The sequence below is a fragment of the Citrobacter sp. RHBSTW-00524 genome (assembly GCF_013747755.1).
Classification (GTDB): Bacteria; Pseudomonadota; Gammaproteobacteria; order Enterobacterales; family Enterobacteriaceae; genus Citrobacter; species Citrobacter braakii.
In genome coordinates, this window is the sequence record NZ_CP056421.1 from 3,286,154 (window position 1) to 3,301,453 (window position 15,300).

General features: G+C 49.3%; 20 protein-coding genes. 5 read left to right on the top strand and 15 right to left on the bottom strand.

What is annotated here, in order from left to right; all coding sequences use genetic code 11:
• Positions 1–388: 388 nt before the first annotated feature.
• The 15 genes from HV229_RS15975 to HV229_RS16045 form a co-directional block, all read right to left on the bottom strand.
• The gene (locus HV229_RS15975; RefSeq protein ID WP_181545877.1) at positions 389–967 is read right to left on the bottom strand and encodes a DUF1133 family protein; all 579 of its coding nucleotides are present in this window, start codon (positions 965–967) and stop codon (positions 389–391) included.
• Positions 964–1,257, bottom strand: a complete 294-nt coding sequence (locus tag HV229_RS15980) for a DUF1364 domain-containing protein (RefSeq protein ID WP_139754434.1) — start codon at positions 1,255–1,257, stop codon at positions 964–966. Before HV229_RS15980 ends, HV229_RS15975 begins: the two co-directional genes overlap by 4 nt.
• The gene (locus HV229_RS15985; RefSeq protein WP_045441382.1) at positions 1,254–1,850 is read right to left on the bottom strand and encodes a DUF1367 family protein; all 597 of its coding nucleotides are present in this window, start codon (positions 1,848–1,850) and stop codon (positions 1,254–1,256) included. Before HV229_RS15985 ends, HV229_RS15980 begins: the two co-directional genes overlap by 4 nt.
• 448 nt (positions 1,851–2,298) lie before the next feature.
• Positions 2,299–2,637, bottom strand: a complete 339-nt coding sequence (locus tag HV229_RS15990; RefSeq protein WP_181545879.1) for a hypothetical protein — start codon at positions 2,635–2,637, stop codon at positions 2,299–2,301.
• Positions 2,637–4,742, bottom strand: coding sequence for a DNA cytosine methyltransferase (locus HV229_RS15995; protein WP_181545881.1), 2,106 nt, complete (start codon positions 4,740–4,742; stop codon positions 2,637–2,639). The genes HV229_RS15990 and HV229_RS15995 overlap by 1 nt, the downstream gene beginning before the upstream one ends.
• Positions 4,706–4,978, bottom strand: coding sequence for a hypothetical protein (locus HV229_RS16000; RefSeq protein WP_181545883.1), 273 nt, complete (start codon positions 4,976–4,978; stop codon positions 4,706–4,708). Before HV229_RS16000 ends, HV229_RS15995 begins: the two co-directional genes overlap by 37 nt.
• A complete protein-coding gene (locus tag HV229_RS16005; RefSeq protein ID WP_181545885.1) occupies positions 4,975–6,108 on the bottom strand; it encodes a site-specific DNA-methyltransferase in 1,134 nt (377 codons plus the stop codon). The genes HV229_RS16000 and HV229_RS16005 overlap by 4 nt, the downstream gene beginning before the upstream one ends.
• Positions 6,105–6,356, bottom strand: a complete 252-nt coding sequence (locus HV229_RS16010; RefSeq protein ID WP_181547720.1) for a hypothetical protein — start codon at positions 6,354–6,356, stop codon at positions 6,105–6,107. The genes HV229_RS16005 and HV229_RS16010 overlap by 4 nt, the downstream gene beginning before the upstream one ends.
• Positions 6,357–6,381: 25 nt before the next feature.
• Complete coding sequence (locus HV229_RS16015) at positions 6,382–6,630, bottom strand: hypothetical protein (protein ID WP_149911964.1); 249 nt, start codon at positions 6,628–6,630, stop codon at positions 6,382–6,384.
• Positions 6,631–6,633: 3 nt separating this feature from the next.
• Positions 6,634–7,314 carry a hypothetical protein gene (locus tag HV229_RS16020; RefSeq protein ID WP_181545886.1) on the bottom strand — a complete coding sequence of 227 codons (681 nt, stop codon included), beginning with the start codon at positions 7,312–7,314 and terminating at the stop codon, positions 6,634–6,636.
• A 38-nt stretch (positions 7,315–7,352) separates the two neighbouring features.
• Entirely contained in the window at positions 7,353–8,741 is a 1,389-nt protein-coding gene (locus tag HV229_RS16025) for a replicative DNA helicase (RefSeq protein ID WP_048241301.1), read from the bottom strand.
• A complete protein-coding gene (locus HV229_RS16030) occupies positions 8,738–9,721 on the bottom strand; it encodes a helix-turn-helix domain-containing protein (protein ID WP_181545888.1) in 984 nt (327 codons plus the stop codon). Before HV229_RS16030 ends, HV229_RS16025 begins: the two co-directional genes overlap by 4 nt.
• Before the next feature lie 2 nt (positions 9,722–9,723).
• Positions 9,724–9,948, bottom strand: a complete 225-nt coding sequence (locus HV229_RS16035; protein WP_001648809.1) for a hypothetical protein — start codon at positions 9,946–9,948, stop codon at positions 9,724–9,726.
• A 22-nt stretch (positions 9,949–9,970) separates the two neighbouring features.
• Complete coding sequence (locus HV229_RS16040; RefSeq protein WP_016152513.1) at positions 9,971–10,417, bottom strand: toxin YdaT family protein; 447 nt, start codon at positions 10,415–10,417, stop codon at positions 9,971–9,973.
• A 64-nt stretch (positions 10,418–10,481) separates the two neighbouring features.
• Positions 10,482–10,715 carry a helix-turn-helix transcriptional regulator gene (locus HV229_RS16045; protein ID WP_000364674.1) on the bottom strand — a complete coding sequence of 78 codons (234 nt, stop codon included), beginning with the start codon at positions 10,713–10,715 and terminating at the stop codon, positions 10,482–10,484.
• 108 nt (positions 10,716–10,823) lie between these two features.
• On the opposite strand from HV229_RS16045, the gene HV229_RS16050 reads away from it, so the two are divergent.
• From HV229_RS16050 to HV229_RS16070, 5 genes are all read left to right on the top strand, one after another.
• Entirely contained in the window at positions 10,824–11,279 is a 456-nt protein-coding gene (locus HV229_RS16050; RefSeq protein WP_181545891.1) for a helix-turn-helix domain-containing protein, read from the top strand.
• Between the two features lie 618 nt (positions 11,280–11,897).
• Positions 11,898–12,221, top strand: coding sequence for a hypothetical protein (locus tag HV229_RS16055; RefSeq protein WP_181545893.1), 324 nt, complete (start codon positions 11,898–11,900; stop codon positions 12,219–12,221).
• A 45-nt stretch (positions 12,222–12,266) separates the two neighbouring features.
• The gene (locus HV229_RS16060) at positions 12,267–14,540 is read left to right on the top strand and encodes a hypothetical protein (RefSeq protein WP_181545895.1); all 2,274 of its coding nucleotides are present in this window, start codon (positions 12,267–12,269) and stop codon (positions 14,538–14,540) included.
• Positions 14,540–15,094: a siphovirus Gp157 family protein gene (locus HV229_RS16065; protein ID WP_174331025.1), complete on the top strand. Its 555-nt coding sequence runs from the start codon at positions 14,540–14,542 to the stop codon at positions 15,092–15,094. Before HV229_RS16060 ends, HV229_RS16065 begins: the two co-directional genes overlap by 1 nt.
• 2 nt (positions 15,095–15,096) lie before the next feature.
• Positions 15,097–15,279, top strand: a complete 183-nt coding sequence (locus HV229_RS16070; protein ID WP_016152506.1) for a hypothetical protein — start codon at positions 15,097–15,099, stop codon at positions 15,277–15,279.
• Positions 15,280–15,300 lie beyond the last annotated feature (21 nt).

Consider the following 15,300-nt stretch of genomic DNA (forward strand, 5'->3'; position numbering starts at 1 on the left):
TGTCAGCGGCCTTAAATGAAAAAGCCCCGGCGTATGCCGAGGCCCATGCGAATAATTGATAGCTACCGATCTTCTAGTTTCTTGCTTGAAATCAAACCACTTGTCATTTCATAACCGTTTATATGACCACAGTAAGGACAGACAATAGGTTCTTTCTCTTTTCCACCGGGAAATCCTCCACTATGTTCCCAGTAGATGAACTCCTTCTTACAGCTCTGGTTGCTACACACTGTATTACTCATTGCATCACTCCATTTAAGGCAAGGAAGTAAACACATAACACAACCAAAGCTTGAGTCGAAGATTTAAATCAATAAAAAACCCGCCTTATGTGAGCGGGTCTTTTTGATTTGTCGCTGCGGGTGTAGCTTCGCGAGCATAGCTGAATTCAAGCAATCCCCGCGCAACTTTGCAACCGGAATCGATCAGCTTTTTTATCGAATACATCACACATTGGTAAGTACAGCATGGCTTCTGCCATCTGCAACCAAACATCAATTCGACTTTCGCAGGTACGTAGGCACCATTCCGGGTGACGAGTATTCAGTTCTCTTGCCATGGCCTTCTTACTCATACGATCCTTGTACCGATCAACTACCAGTTTAAAAAGGCGCTGATGACCTGTACGAACCAATATTTCACCGATCACAGCATCCATTAACAGGCCTTCTTCATCGGTACAGAATGCAAGGTTGCTTTTTTCTTTTCCGGAAAGCATATCCAGAAAATATGACATCAGTTCACCGTGATCCAGACCCGATGATTTGAGATGCTTCAACACCTGCTGAATAGCAGTTTTACTGATTTTTTTTGACGCGAGAAGGTTATTAAACATGTGACCACCTGAACCAGATCCAATATATGACCATCGGCCCCACATACGAAGTTTACCCTGAATCCAGACTGACTCGAGGGTGTTTAATCGCAGCATTTCACCACCCTTTCCTGTCGTTGATGGGTTAATCATATAAACGCCTCCTCTCTCCAGATTTGTTGGGTACGGAAAACACCTTCGGCGTGATATAGCCTTAGGGTGTCCTGATCAATATCGGTTTTCACACGACCATCGATTACGTCATGGCAACAGTTGCAGGCAATTGCTGCCTGCATGTCATGTGGTTTGATTCCCATCCCGCAGGTGTCACTCATACGATAATGGGCAAGGACGCTGGTTTCTGGATCAAAATTGCAGATACCAGGAATGCGCACGGTACATATGCGCCCGCGCGCTTGTTTGGTGAGATCGATTTTCTTCATGCTGCATAACTGAATAATTGAGAGGCTGCGTTTTCTGCGGCCTGCTGGGTGGGAAATGTGCGGAACAAAATATAATTCCATAGCACATCAAGTACGGATTTATAGAGTTGGGAAAACTCGAGATCGTCCATTTTGGCAAACGATATGGATTTGGGTTCGTTGCGGGTAGTACCGTCAGGCATTTCGTATTGAGTATAAAAACCCGCCTCAATAGTTACCCAAGCTCGGAATGCTTCAAAGGATTTTACAGCGCTGATATTGCCGGCGCGTTTTTCTGCCTCCTCACGCAGGTACTGATCGGCCAACTCCTGGAGTGTTTCTTCATGACCAGCATAATGGGCCACCAGCTGCACATACCCACGAACCAGTTTTTTATCTGCCGGGGATATTGCACCGCCCGACGGTTGCCAGTAATCAAAACCAAGATTCAGGAGTGCAAAAAATTTACGGTGAAATGCCGCATTACGTGCCTGTTTAAAGTCAGCATATAAAACAGCACCAAGACGGAATTTTTTCTCGATAAATTCCCGTGCGTCAGGCGTCGCCGGAATTAATACTCCGCCTGCTGATTTTACAAATGAATACTGCGCCATTGGTTTCCCCTTTAGCGCAGCAATTGCTCAGAAATACAGATGCCGGGTGCTCAGTCCGGTACCATAATTATATCTTAGTTTTACCTCTTTGAACAACGACACAACCTGCTTGTTCTGCCAGTTCTAACAAAGACTTAAGCGATGCTACGTGCTCATCATCGTAGATGTTCCTGAGTGCTGTCACCTTACCATTCTTGCAGGTTATGAGAACGCGACCGTTATCGGGGAGATGTTCCCCTACCTCCGTCTTTTTGAACACGTTCCCTCCCTCACAAGCACACTGTATAAACATACAGTATATATACTCCCAAGTGGCAGTAAGTGCAAACTTTTAAGGGCACAAAACGTTAAAACATCAAGCATGGTTATTTTGTACCCACCTGTTTAATAACGAAAAACCGCCATTATCTGGCGGTTCGTCTCTAAGGTTTTAGGATGTCGTGACATGTCACATTGTCAGTTTTACCGCATGCCATCCGCGTGTAACCCAGCACTGAGAATCACCTGCACACGGGCATGATTTAACTGGCAGCGCATCCCCGCATTTACCGCAGCGGTTAGCGCTGATTGATTTGATATGCCACTTTACACGCGCATCATCCTGGCGAATGAGAAGCGCGATGTATTCACCCATTTCATAGGGTGCGCGGCCCGGTCGACGATCTGCGCAGTTTCGGACAAGCATTTCCAGTTCCTGCGCATCCAGCACCAGTTCAAGTTTCCGCTCACCAGCGGCAGACTGTCTGGCACGCTGTGCTGCTTTACGCTCTGCTGCTGATTTTCCCATTACGCGGCCTCCCTGCTTACACATAATTCAGGCAAATTAGCCCTCACCAGTGCCTCTGCAAACGGTGGCGGCACAGCGTTGCCACAACGTGCTACCTGCTTGTCCTTCGCGTACTTCTTACCCCGATAGTCCTGGTCGATGATGTACCACTCAGGGAAGCCCTGCGCGCGGTAAAGTTCATGCGGTTGCAGCATACGCATGCCAATATCAACGATGCGGTAAGTTATGCCTTCAACGGTCACCAGACCGTCGCAATCCTCGCCGCAGTATTCCCGCAGAAACTCAAGCGTCTGCTGCGCGCGATGTTCGTCGTATTCATTGACCGCAAGAGTGGTTTTCACCTCCCCTATGTGCAGCCCGCCCGCCGTCACCGTTGGCATTGGTTCACTGGTTGGTTGTCCGTCCCGGCATGTGCCGCGCAATTTCACCAGGTGAGAGGTTATTGCAGCATGATGATTTCCCGTCGTTAAGGTATGAGCCGGATTGTCCAGCGTACCGCCCGGATGACCAGTGTTATTGACCATCAAATGCGCAGCGACAACTGCGTGGTGATCGACCGTGGTAACTGAATGAACAGGCTCATCTAAACCGACGCCAGGTCCCGAGTAGTTGCCACCGTAGTGTTTCGCCAAAAATGCGCTCACCGTCGCGAATTTATTCCCGCCTGCAGTAACGGTGCCCAGCGGGTTATCCAGTCGCAGCACACGCGGTTCTTGCCCTGGACGTTCGCCATATCCCATCTGAATCAGCGTAGGCGTCACCAGTTGAGATTTACCGCCACCACCAGCTGTGATGGTTGCGCTCGGTTCGTCTACCCTGTGGCCGACGCTGGCCCCAAACTGGCGGGCGATTACCGGCGCAACAAGACAGGCGCGGGATTGCTTCAGAATGGTATGAGCAGGTTTATCCAGCGGGCGCGGTTTAGCCTGGTATTCACTGCCGCCGTTGCCAGCCAGGAACGGGGTCAGCGCGGCTTCTACCAAACCAAGAGCATGCCCATTCCCGCCCGGGCGTTTTGATGTGCCAGCGGTTACCGTCGGTACCGGTTCGATAATGGGCTGACCGGTTGCGCCGGTGCGGAACTTTGTGAGATGTGGAACGGCTAACGCGTAGCCGTGGGTTTTGGTAATGGTCTGCAATGGCTCACTCAGTGCCTGACCACGGAAACAGTCGTAACTCGTTTTGGTGCTGGTGTGATTGCACTTCACGATGAACGGCGCCGCACTGTCGATAACAAATCGCTGAATGCCACGCGCGATGCGCTTCAGGGTATTTTCTGCCAGCGGCTTTTTGCGAGCGAAAATTGACGGAGCAGGAATTGTCCAGTCGATACACTCCGCAGCCGTACGCCACGGTGCCAGCCTGCCCGATTGAACCGCCGGAGATTTAGGATCTCCGTGCGTCGGTTCCGGCCACACAATCGGCTTACCATCGCGGCGCATGACCATAAAGAAACGTTTTCTGATTGTTGGTGCGCCATAGTCGCAGGCGCGCAGTTCGCGATACTCAACGACATAGCCCAGGCCTTTTACCAGCCGCGCGGCGTCTTCGCTATCAAGCGAAATATTCAAAAACTCGCAGCATTCCTCCAGCGCCGGATGGTTCGCCGGGATGCCAGTTGTCAGCATGCCAATAAACGCTTCAAAAGTTTCGCCTGCGCGGGCTGGGTCTGGTCGCATTTCTCCAGCCAGTAGCGGTCCCCAAGTTTTAAACTCTTCGACGTTCTCCAGTTTCATTACCCGCGGCTCAACATCCAGCCCCCAGCGCAACACTACCCAAGCCAGTCCGCGGATCGCTTTCTCGACAGGTTTAGCGCCTTTGGCTTTAGAAAAGTGGCGGCAATCTGGAGAAAACCACGCCAGCGCCACCGGACGACCTGCGGTAGCAACCTTTGGGCGAACCTCATACACAGACTCGCAATAGTGCAACGTATCAGGATGGTTCGTCGTGTGCATCGCTACAGCGTTCTCGTCGTGGTTAATAGCAATGTCAACGCTGCGACCGATTGCCATTTCAATACCTGTCGACGCGCCACCGCCGCCAGCAAAATTATCAACGATGATTTCTCTCACGCGTATTTCTCCATAGCGGTAGCCAGCGAACATGCTGCGGTGATGATGGCCGGAACCGGCATTTTCTCCAACCACATACGGTTGATGTGATGTTGCAGGCGACGCTGGTGATGTGCTGGCAATCCCTCGGCACCCTTAATCTGAGAAAAAACCATTTTCACTTCCGCTGGCCAAACTGTTTCAGAAATATTAGGAAGAAGTAAGTTTTCCAACTCAACAATTCGGCGATATGCGTAACCCAATAAAGCGTCCTGTAGCTCAGCGTTCATAGTGCCTCCGCTTTTTCTTTTGCATATTTTTTTAACGAGAAAGCCAGCCTCGCAGATGCAATGGTTACATAGTCAGGATCAAGGTCGATGCCTACAAAATTGAACCCCTCTTCAATCGCCGCGCGTCCGGTGCTTCCGCTACCCATCCACGGATCCAGCACAGTTCCGCCAGGCTGAGTGATGAGCTTGCAGAGATATTTCATCAGCGCTATTGGTTTAACTGTCGGGTGATTATTTTTCGCGCCCTTCGTACGACCAGCTCCAGCGCGCGGATCATTAATACCTGTGCTTCCCTCTTTACGCCCTCCTGTCATATCACTGGCAGATATCGCTATAAAACGCTCAAGCCCCTCATCACGTTCGCTCGGTTTTACTTTGGCACAGTAAAAAAATCTGGCGGCACTCCCTTTGTCGCCGTGGTGAACGGTAGCGACACGCTGGCGCATGCCAAGAACTTGCCCCGTAGAGGCCGCAGAGGGTTCATTACCTGTTACCGGCGCAGCAGCACCGGCATTAGCAGGGAAACAGGCGATCACATCATCACTTCCATCATGGATAATGTTCGCTGGCCAACGGCCTCCCACAGATTGTTCATAGTCTGCGGCTGGCTCTGTTCCGTCGCGTTGATGAGAAAGCAAACAACCAGCACCGCCAGATAATTGCTCTCCGGTTGGAATGCGGCAGGCGTTGATATTAAGTGCGCCGGTACCAAGCGCTACCATGTTTTCTGCGACCGTCGATTTAAATGGCTTGCGAGCCATTAAGATTGGTTCATGTGCTGGTTTAAGTGCAGTCCCCCAGCCGTTCCATTGGCCATCTAGATTATGTGACTTCGGGAAACCACTACCGTAAATCCAAAGAATTTGGTCACGAATTTCGAAACCAGCATCCTCGGCATTTACAACCAGGCGGTGATAGGTTCGAGACCCACCAAACGCCAGAAGATGACCGCCGGGCTTCAAAACCCGCAAACATTCCTGCCACTGCTCAACGGATGGAACGTCGTAATCCCATTTATGATTTTGGAATGAGAGCCCATAAGGTGGATCAGTAACAATCGAATCGACTGAATTGTCAGGTATTGACTTAAGCACCACCTCACAACGCCCCACATGCAACTGGTACGTCATGGTCTCACCCCCTCAAGCGTCACTGCAATTTCTTCAAAAAATCTTTCCCGGGTATGGCTAGTCATTGCCGGTACAAACGCGCTCATTAGCCTTGACTGGTCACAGTTTTCATCATCAACGAATAGGATTATTTTTTTATCGAGGCGTGTTTTTGCTTCCTGCAATTGCTCATTTTTGCTGGCTCGCTGGATGTAATCAGCAATAATTACAATGGCTTTATTTGTATATTTTTTGGTGAACTCAGTCATGAGATCCCCCGTATCTTCCAGTTGTTTATCCACCTGATCCCCCTTCGTGCTGCTGCCGCCAATAATTCAAACGTTGTCTGAAAAACTCCCGATAACTCTCCGGCGTCGCGTCAATGTGCTGAATAACCGTCTGGCGAGTAACTTTCCGCTCATAGAGCTGACGAACGAGCGCAGCGGCGCGCATGTCGTAGTGCTCTTTGAGTTGGCACTCTTGTGGCCATTTCGCACGATTGAGCGGGAGACCGGGCGGGAGGTAATCCGATTGCCCGGTCATGCCTTAAGCCCTCATGTTTTTCTCTGAGTGAACGTAGAAACGGGGATCAACGCTTTTTAGCGTGAAGTGTGTAACGGGCATGTCGTCATGCCGCTCGATGCCTACAAAGTTCGACATGCAAAGCGCAAAGACGCGTTTCTGAAGTTGATCCAGGCTTATTTTGATGTCCGGGTAATATTTTTTAATCGCAGACATGATCCCCTGATATGACAGGGTGTTGCCCTTCATAATCGCCACGAGGTGTTCCGCCGGGAGTTCGCTGGATTTTTGGGGTAATTGGGATTCAGTAGGATTTTCAATGGGTTTTATGGTTTCCAGAAGCAGACGACAGCGGCTGGTAATACCTACCCTATAGCCCGTTTTTTTGTCGTAATTCTCTTTGCTTCCGGAAGTCCATACAGTTGCCGTTTCGCGAAGTTTTACTGTCTTCTCTCCACCTGAATAAATAACGGTTCCCGTATGCGTCTTACTAAAACACCGTGGGTTGGTTTCAACAGGTTTTGGTTTTTTAATTTTTTTTGCCACGCGAGCAGTTAATCCCGGAACAGGTACCGGACGCGGGCAAGGTACATAAACCGAACGGCTGCGAGCCCTGGCGCCTGCGTTCATCCGCCAGATGATTACGTTTGTCCAGTCACAGGCATCGTCATCTGTCGCTACTTTAGGATAAATTAAATCGGTCATTGGTCTTTCCTCATTGTATTTCACGCTGGTCAGGCGTTTTAAAATGCGTCGGTGTTGTACTTCTCTGCATATTTACGGTGCTGTTTTCTTGGTTTTGCAGCCTCCAGTTGAATCCGTGTTTTTTCTTTGCCAATGTGCTGATCGATCGGCAGAAAGTGTCCGTTTTTAAACTCCTGGTAAACTACGGTGCCAGCAGCGGCAAAGCGGCATTTACCGAGGATGACCTCAGCGACACCAGCAGCCGGACTTTCGGGGTTATAAACTTCATCCCTGTACAGAAACAGAATGCTGTCAGCATCCTGCTCAATAGATCCTGAATCACGCAGGTCTGACATTACCGGACGGCGCTGTGCCGCCGGGCGCGCATCGACGGCGCGGGAGAGCTGGCTCAGCGCGAAGGTTGGCGTGTGCAGGCGCATAGCCATCGTTTTAAGATTTCGGGAAATATGCGCTACAGCAAGATCGTTACGCTCTGCTTTTGGCTTTTTAATCAGACCGAGATAGTCGACCATAATCATCGCCAGATGCGGATGACGCCGTTTGTGTGTTTCGGCAATGGCGCGAATCTGTTCAACCGTAAGGTCGGTTGCATCCACGATCCAGATATCGCGATCCGTAAGCTCACCTATCGCAGCGGTTAATCTTGCCCAGTCCTCATCGTACATATCCTGTGGGTTACGCAGACGGGAAACAGACAGATTTCCGGCACCAGCCAGTGAGCGTTCAACAATCTGAGCAGCGGCCATTTCCATGCTGAAAATTAGCGCGCCTCCGCCTTTAGCGGTTACGCCTTCCACAACAGTAAGAGCAAATTCTGTTTTGCCCATGCCTGGTCGACCAGCAACAACAATCAGATCCTGCGGGTTAATACCTCCTGTAGCGTTATCGAGATCCGCAATCCCAGTCAGAAGGTTACGCGTGGATTCATCGCCTTCCATGCGTTTCTGTACGGTGTCCATGTAGGCAGGCAACAGCTCGTTAATGTGTACCGGTTGGACGTCGCCGCTTTCAGCGGTCATATCCAGCAGCTGCGCCACAGCCTTTTCCACAACCTGATCACGTTGCTCCTGGTTGGCTGCATTGCGGATGCCGTCGGCGCCATCCTGCAAAAGTTTCGCCAGCGCACGGCTACGCCATGCCTTAACCATCTTCCCTGCATACCCTTTGAGATTAGGAATCGTTGCAGGTATGCGGGAAATTTCCGACAAATCAGCCAGGCTTGAACCGCCCAGCGCCTCACTGATGAAAAGCATGTCAATCATGCCGTTAGTCAGTGCCTGTTTTTTTATCTCGCTGAATGCGCGGCGATAAAAACCAATGCTGAATGATTCCTCTGGCGTGGATGCGATCACGTCAAATGCGTCAGGTGTAGCACCGCCATTCAGCAACCCTGCCAGCACACACGCTTCCAGTTCCTGCGGAGTCATAGCGAACCTTCCCGGGTATTACGTAAAGTTTCTGGTTTCATCAAATAGTCAAAGCTGGCGCGCCATCCACCGTTAGAGCCGAAATAAAAATCTGGGGCATCAGCCCGGAATTTTTCGAAGTAACCCAGGAATGCTCCCGTAGTTTTATTTTTCATATGGGCCGCCAGGCGAATAATCATCCGGCGGCGATCTGCATCAAGTTCAGCAGCAGGCAGTGTGTCAGCGAATATCTCGTTGTAGCCGTTCATGACGGCATCCGGATCAACATCAGCCTCCGTAGTGGCCCATGCTTCGGCATCAGCGAGATAACCATCAAAGCGATTAACGCGGCAGATATTGGAAGGTTTTGGTAAACCAGAACCACGGCGGCGCCATGTCGCCAGAACCCAACGAATAACTAACTGCAGTTCAGCCAGTGTGTATGCCTCCCGTGTTTGTGTCGGCGTAAGCATCGGAATGAACGGCTTAACATCACGGCAGCGGGTACCTGTTTGTTCGTTGTAGAATTCCAGTGCTTTTTTAGCGTCAGCTAGGATCCATTCGTCGCCCTCCCCCTTCTGGGGGTTAGGGGGATCATTAGGTTCATTGACTGGTTCAAAAGAGTGACTGGTTCTGGTGCCACCACATGGCATAGGGGGTGTGTTTTCTAACGGCATACCTGTGATTTTTGACGGCACAGGGGCTGTGCTTTTTGGTGGCACAGGGTTATCAAGATTCAGGTAATACACATTCGATGTATTTCCCTTACCATTGTTAATACCCATACGATTTTCTTTTGTTAAAACGCCCATGCCAATAAGCGCGTCAATATGCGTACGAACAGCACTCCTGCTGCATTCGCAATGATCAGCAATGTGCTGATAAGATGGCCAGCATTCACCATTATCATTGGCGTTATCAGCAAGTTTTATCAGCACCAGTTTACGGATTGGGTTTCCGGTTTTTATTGCCATAGCCCGGGCCATTAGGGTCATGCTCATAGTCAGATCCCCAGCAGCTCAGCCAGTTCACGACAGGCTATCTCGTAGTCTTTTGGTGTGAGAAAAACGCACGTCTCGATCATCTCAGCTTTGCGTTTCTCATAAATTTCCCATTTTTTAGCGGACAGGCGTTCTTCAAATATACCCCGTACGTCATGCGCACAGGATGGCTCGCCATTTAAACGCCAGCCGTTCCGCCAGGTGATGCGGTCAGTTGATGTCTGCATATTGGTCTTTCCTCGATACAAGTTAAACGCTGGTCAGGCGCTGTGTTTCCTGTATGGCTTGTAATGCCTGTGCTATCCGCTGTGGTCGATCTCTGGCATCAAGCAACAAGGCAATAATCGCCGCGGCAAAATCACGAATCGCGATGCAAATTAACTGCTGAGTGGTCATCCCCAGCTGTGCATATCGTTCCGCAGGCAATGCAGCCTCCATCGCCATGGCCAGCGCTTTAGTTTTGATTCTTGCCGCTTTCGTTTCACCACGTAGCCAGCGAAAAATCTGCTGCCGGTTGTTGTTGATCGCCCGCCAGTCAGCATTACCTTTTGAATCTTCCATCGGGTGCAGTTTTACGCAGCTGGTATTGCCGCCCATTCGAAACCACATGCGAGTGATCTCAATAGCAACATGTTCCTGCCCACGCTCAGCAGCCCAGTTGAAGATTTCTCTTTTCAGTTCGTCGAGGTTTTCCACTTCGTCGCGTCTCCTGTCGCTGAAAACCTGATTAAGCGTAATCAGATTTCAAATACGCCCTTTGTTAAGCTGCATTCTGTTCCGGCAATCCGTCAGTTGGTTTTCGATAAATATTGGGGAGTAAGTCATGCGGTGTAACTTGATAGCCAGTTGCAGCGGCCCATTTCAATGCAGTTGCGGCACCAAGAAGGCATTTTCCAGATGCAACGCGACTAACATAGCCCTGCGTTTCACCAACCACTTGAGCGAAATCCTGCTGGCGAACGCCAGAGGTTTTTAAATAGGTTTTGAGATCCATTTGTCCTCCTAAAATGTATGTGACACATGAATATTAGTATCACGAATACAATAGTGTCAATAGCTATACGATTGGGAGGAAATTAATTTTACGAATAATATGGGCGCCATGAGAAAGAAAAAGCTTGATGCAGCTGAAGCTGATGCAGCTCAAAGGCTGCGGGACATATGGAAAGAGAAAAAAGTAACTTTACGTCTTACTCAGGAAAAGGCGGCGGATGCTCTCGGCTTTAGTACTCAGGCTACAGTCAGTCAGTATTTGAATGGGAGTATTCCATTAAACACAGATGCGACATTAAAATTTTCAGCACTTCTCGGTGTAAAACCTGAGGACATTAGACCAGATCTTGCCGAACTAATGAATTATGTCCGGAAATCAGGAGCCCACGTTCAAGATTATTCAGCTGCTGGCTGGCGGCTTCTGAAACCAGAAGATTCAGAGTTGATAGAACTTTATGAACGACTTCCTCAGAGCGAAAAAGAAAGGCATCTATCTGAATTAAAAGATAAAGTTAGCGAATTCGATCGACTTTTTGAAGAGCTACTAGCCGCAAGAAAACAGTAAATCCCCCATCCAAAGTAATCCCGCATCGTCGGGATTTTTTTATCCTTTTTTATCAATCACATACAAAAAATATTCGTGTTGCGATTATTTTTATCTTGACTGCAAATATGCGTATAACTAATATCCACCATATCAACGACGCACTAACCACGCGGCAGTTGTTCAGAAAAACGTTCTGACAGTCTGGAAAGACAGGCAAAGAATTCTGCGGGGCGCCGCCAGTACGCTGACATGCGGGAAAGACCGCACAGAATTCGAATTGTGGCGAATTGCAGTCCATCGAGACAACCAGAAGATAAGCATCTGGCGCCACATCCCTATTTTGCTGTTGCGATAGCGTTCCCTGAATGGTGAGAGCTGACCAGCAGTATGACGCCGGGAAAGCCCGGGAGGAAAGACCAATGGGGCATGACCAGCCCTGACAGCCCGGAAAGACGGGCAACCTTTAGATGGCAAAAGGCCCGCACAAGGCGGGCCAGTTACCCCGAACGGCGACCAAACCATTCGGATTCCGTAGGGGACCAACCCTACGGAGAGGAAAGACCAACGACACTGACGCTATGGAAGCTGATCAATATTCGCTGATCGGCTCCGAGTATACATCACTAAGGAGTCGCTATGGAAGCGCTTACCATCCCTGTAAAGCTGTACATTCACTACCACACACAAACGTTTTCTTCGGATAAATACATCGTTGCCACCTGTGACATGTCACGCAACTTTCCGGACACCTACGTTTTGTTGGAAACCCGTGAAATTACCCTCGATATAAACCAGCCTGAACCATTCGACATCATTGCTCTGCAGGTCGACCAGCTGCGCGGCCAGAAAGAGACGATTGCGGCGGAAGCACAACGTCAGATTGACCGTGTCGACGACAAAATTCAGCAACTACTGTGCATTGATCACACACCTGTTCAGGAAAGCGATATCCCATTTTGATCAGCCGGCGCCAGACCAGCGCCAGTAACCAAAGAGGAAAGACCAATGACCATCTACAACGGCTTATTTGAGCCAAAAAAATCAGCGGTTAAAGATTGCGGGGCCGTACAACTGGCGATCGCAATTGATGCGCCAAACAAAAAAGTGGCAGAGAGCATCATGACCGGAAAACTCTGGGAAGCCTACCCTGCCAACGGTGACAACTATTTCAAACCCAAGTTATGGGAACATGCTGAAGGTCAGCCGCTGCCGGCTGTTGGTAAGTTCGATGAACAATTTGCCCTGGCACACACATTCGACGGGGAAAAATGGATCATCAACGAACCGGATACCAACGTTTCAAACCTTCCAGCCAGTAACGAGATTATCGATCTGGCAAAGATACCATCCCGGGAACGCTTCGCGGCCGTCCTTATGTTCAGCGATTCTCCCATCGATGGAGTTCTTTACTCTCAGGTGCTGGATTATCTCGATAATCTTGAAAATAACGATGAATCCTTTGATGAGGATGATCGGGTTAATCTCAATATTCTCCACGCGCTGCACAATAACGACCCCGTGCAACATATGCATGTTGAAGGGCTGAATAATCTCATTCAGGCCATTTACGCAAACTTTGAAGATCAAACACCGGGTAAAGCTGCGATTTCACAATTTATTAAACGCTGGCTGGAAAACCCAGGTAAGCGTGATGAGATGGTGCCAATCAAAACATCATCACTCAGTACCTGCGTTAAAAATGACAATGTCGTTGTGGCGCCACAACGTGGTTATAAGCACACCTACGCAACACTGGATCAGGAAATTGCCGTTGCCCTACTTCCCATCGCTCCTGATGCACCTGTGTTATCAGGAAATCTCCGTGATGCGGAAAAAATTATTTCCGATGACCGGGAAGATTTCAAACGTTGGTCAGCGGCATTGCGTACCACCATGCATATTCTCAAATATGACCGCCCGAGTATCTTTGGGGTTATTCAGAATGTCCCATCTAAAGATACATACCATTTCCCTGAGTCACTGCGACGCCATATTGATTCATGGCTGGCTGAACATGGTCAGCTCGAATGTGTTGAAACTGATGCAGAAAAAACCGGCAAACAGCTTGCAGCCGCGCGCGGCGAATATGTGGAAGGTATCAGCGACCCAAATGATCCTAAATGGGTTAAAACCGATACCCAGCCACAGGATTCAACCCACGATGACGGAACGCTTTCGCGTGATGGAACTATGCCTGAAACTGCCTCAAATGAAGGTGAAAAAACGGAAGTGGCAGAACAGGAAACAGTTACAGAAGACCAGGCGGAGCAGGCTCGTGAAACGCTAAATAATATGGGTTACGGAGTATATGCGACCAGCCAGGACACAACTGACAAACAGAATGAAAATCTGAGCGATAAAGTGAAAAAAATTGTTCAGGATGTGGATCTGCTCGTCGATCGAGTTAAGCGTGAAGAACAGCCTCCTCAGGCGTCAGAACTGGTTAAGAGCATTAATGAAATGCAGGTTGGCGAAAGCGACAACCTGGAGTTGTGGAAAGAAGTATTCAAAACAGATGAGCGCTTTACCTCCGCATTCTCTGTGAATGGCGGCGGTACCTCCATCAATGGTACCTACATGACCATGATTGCCACCCGTGAATTTGGTCCGAAAGGTATCGGCTGGGGCGTGGATATTCTGGAAGAACGCTTTGATGATGGTGCGCCAATCACTCGCACGGTAAAGGGAGCTGACGGTAACAATACATGGGAACTTATCCCTGATGGAATCGGCGGCATACTGACTGAGAAAAACCACGTTATCAAAATCAAGCTTTGGTACATCCGTAATGGCAAACGAGGTACAGAGATCGCTTACGGCTGCACACCTTACCTTTACAGCACCAAATTCGGCCCCTTCTGTGACAGTGAAGCGACAAAAAAATCACTGACTGACGCAACCAAAAAAGCGTTGTCTGCTCTTGGTTTCTGCGCGGATATTTTTATGGGCCTGTACGACAACCCGGAATATCGCCAGAAAAATAAAGCTGAATTTGCGCTCAAAAACGCCAGCGAAAACGCAGAGGATGCAGCCCGCGTACGTCAGGAACTGGACGATAAACTGACCAAAGTCGCAAACACCCTTGCATCAGCTGTGTCAGAGAACGAGATCAATAAGGTTTATTCTTCGATTGCCCGTGAAGCAGAAGTGCATCGCAAGGACGCAGAGGCGAAGGGTGACACGCAACATGCGCGCTATTTAAGTGGTCGCCTGCGTCGCCTGACAACCATCAAAGATGAACGTATCGCTGAACTGAACAAATCCCAGGAGAATGCATAATGACTACTGCAATCGCGTTAGCTGCTGACTACACCAACCTTCTGCAATTGCTGGAAAGCTCTGATGAACTAACTCCGGAGATGATCACCGATACACTGGAAGGAATTGAAGGAGAACTGGCGGATAAGCTGGATGCCATCATGGTCATCGCGCGTAATAATCTTGGCCATGCAAAAACATGCGATGAAGAAATGAAGCGCCTGGCTGAGCGTAAAAAGTCTTTCGAAAATAAAGATAAAACGCTGCGTAAATATATTCTGTCTTGCCTGCTTGCTGCCAATCTGGACAAGCTCAAAACTCCTAAGAATAGCTTTACTGCCCGAAAAGGTAGCGTCAGCGTTGTTATCGACAACGAAAATCTATTACCGGATGAGTTGGTTACTGTTCAGACGATTGTCGCTCCGGACAAAAAAGCCATCAAAGAAGCGATCGAGGCTGCAGAAGCTGCCGCAGCGCAAATCACGGCTGATGGTGGTGAAGTACCAGCAGAATTGTTAAATCCGGTACCGGGTGCCCACCTTGAGATCGGCGAACGCTCACTACAGGTGCGATAACTATGCTGAAACTATCCCTAAAACGTGGTGATGCTGTTCACGTAGTATTTTCAGATGGCAGTAACGGCATTATTGAAGCGCGTAGCCGTTGCGAGTTGGGAATGCACCTGCCGAAAAGCGTTAAAGTGACTCGTGAGAAAGGCGCATTCCTACCCGAAAACCTGATTAAGCGTAATCAGAAATAAAACCATACTATCGCTAGCATT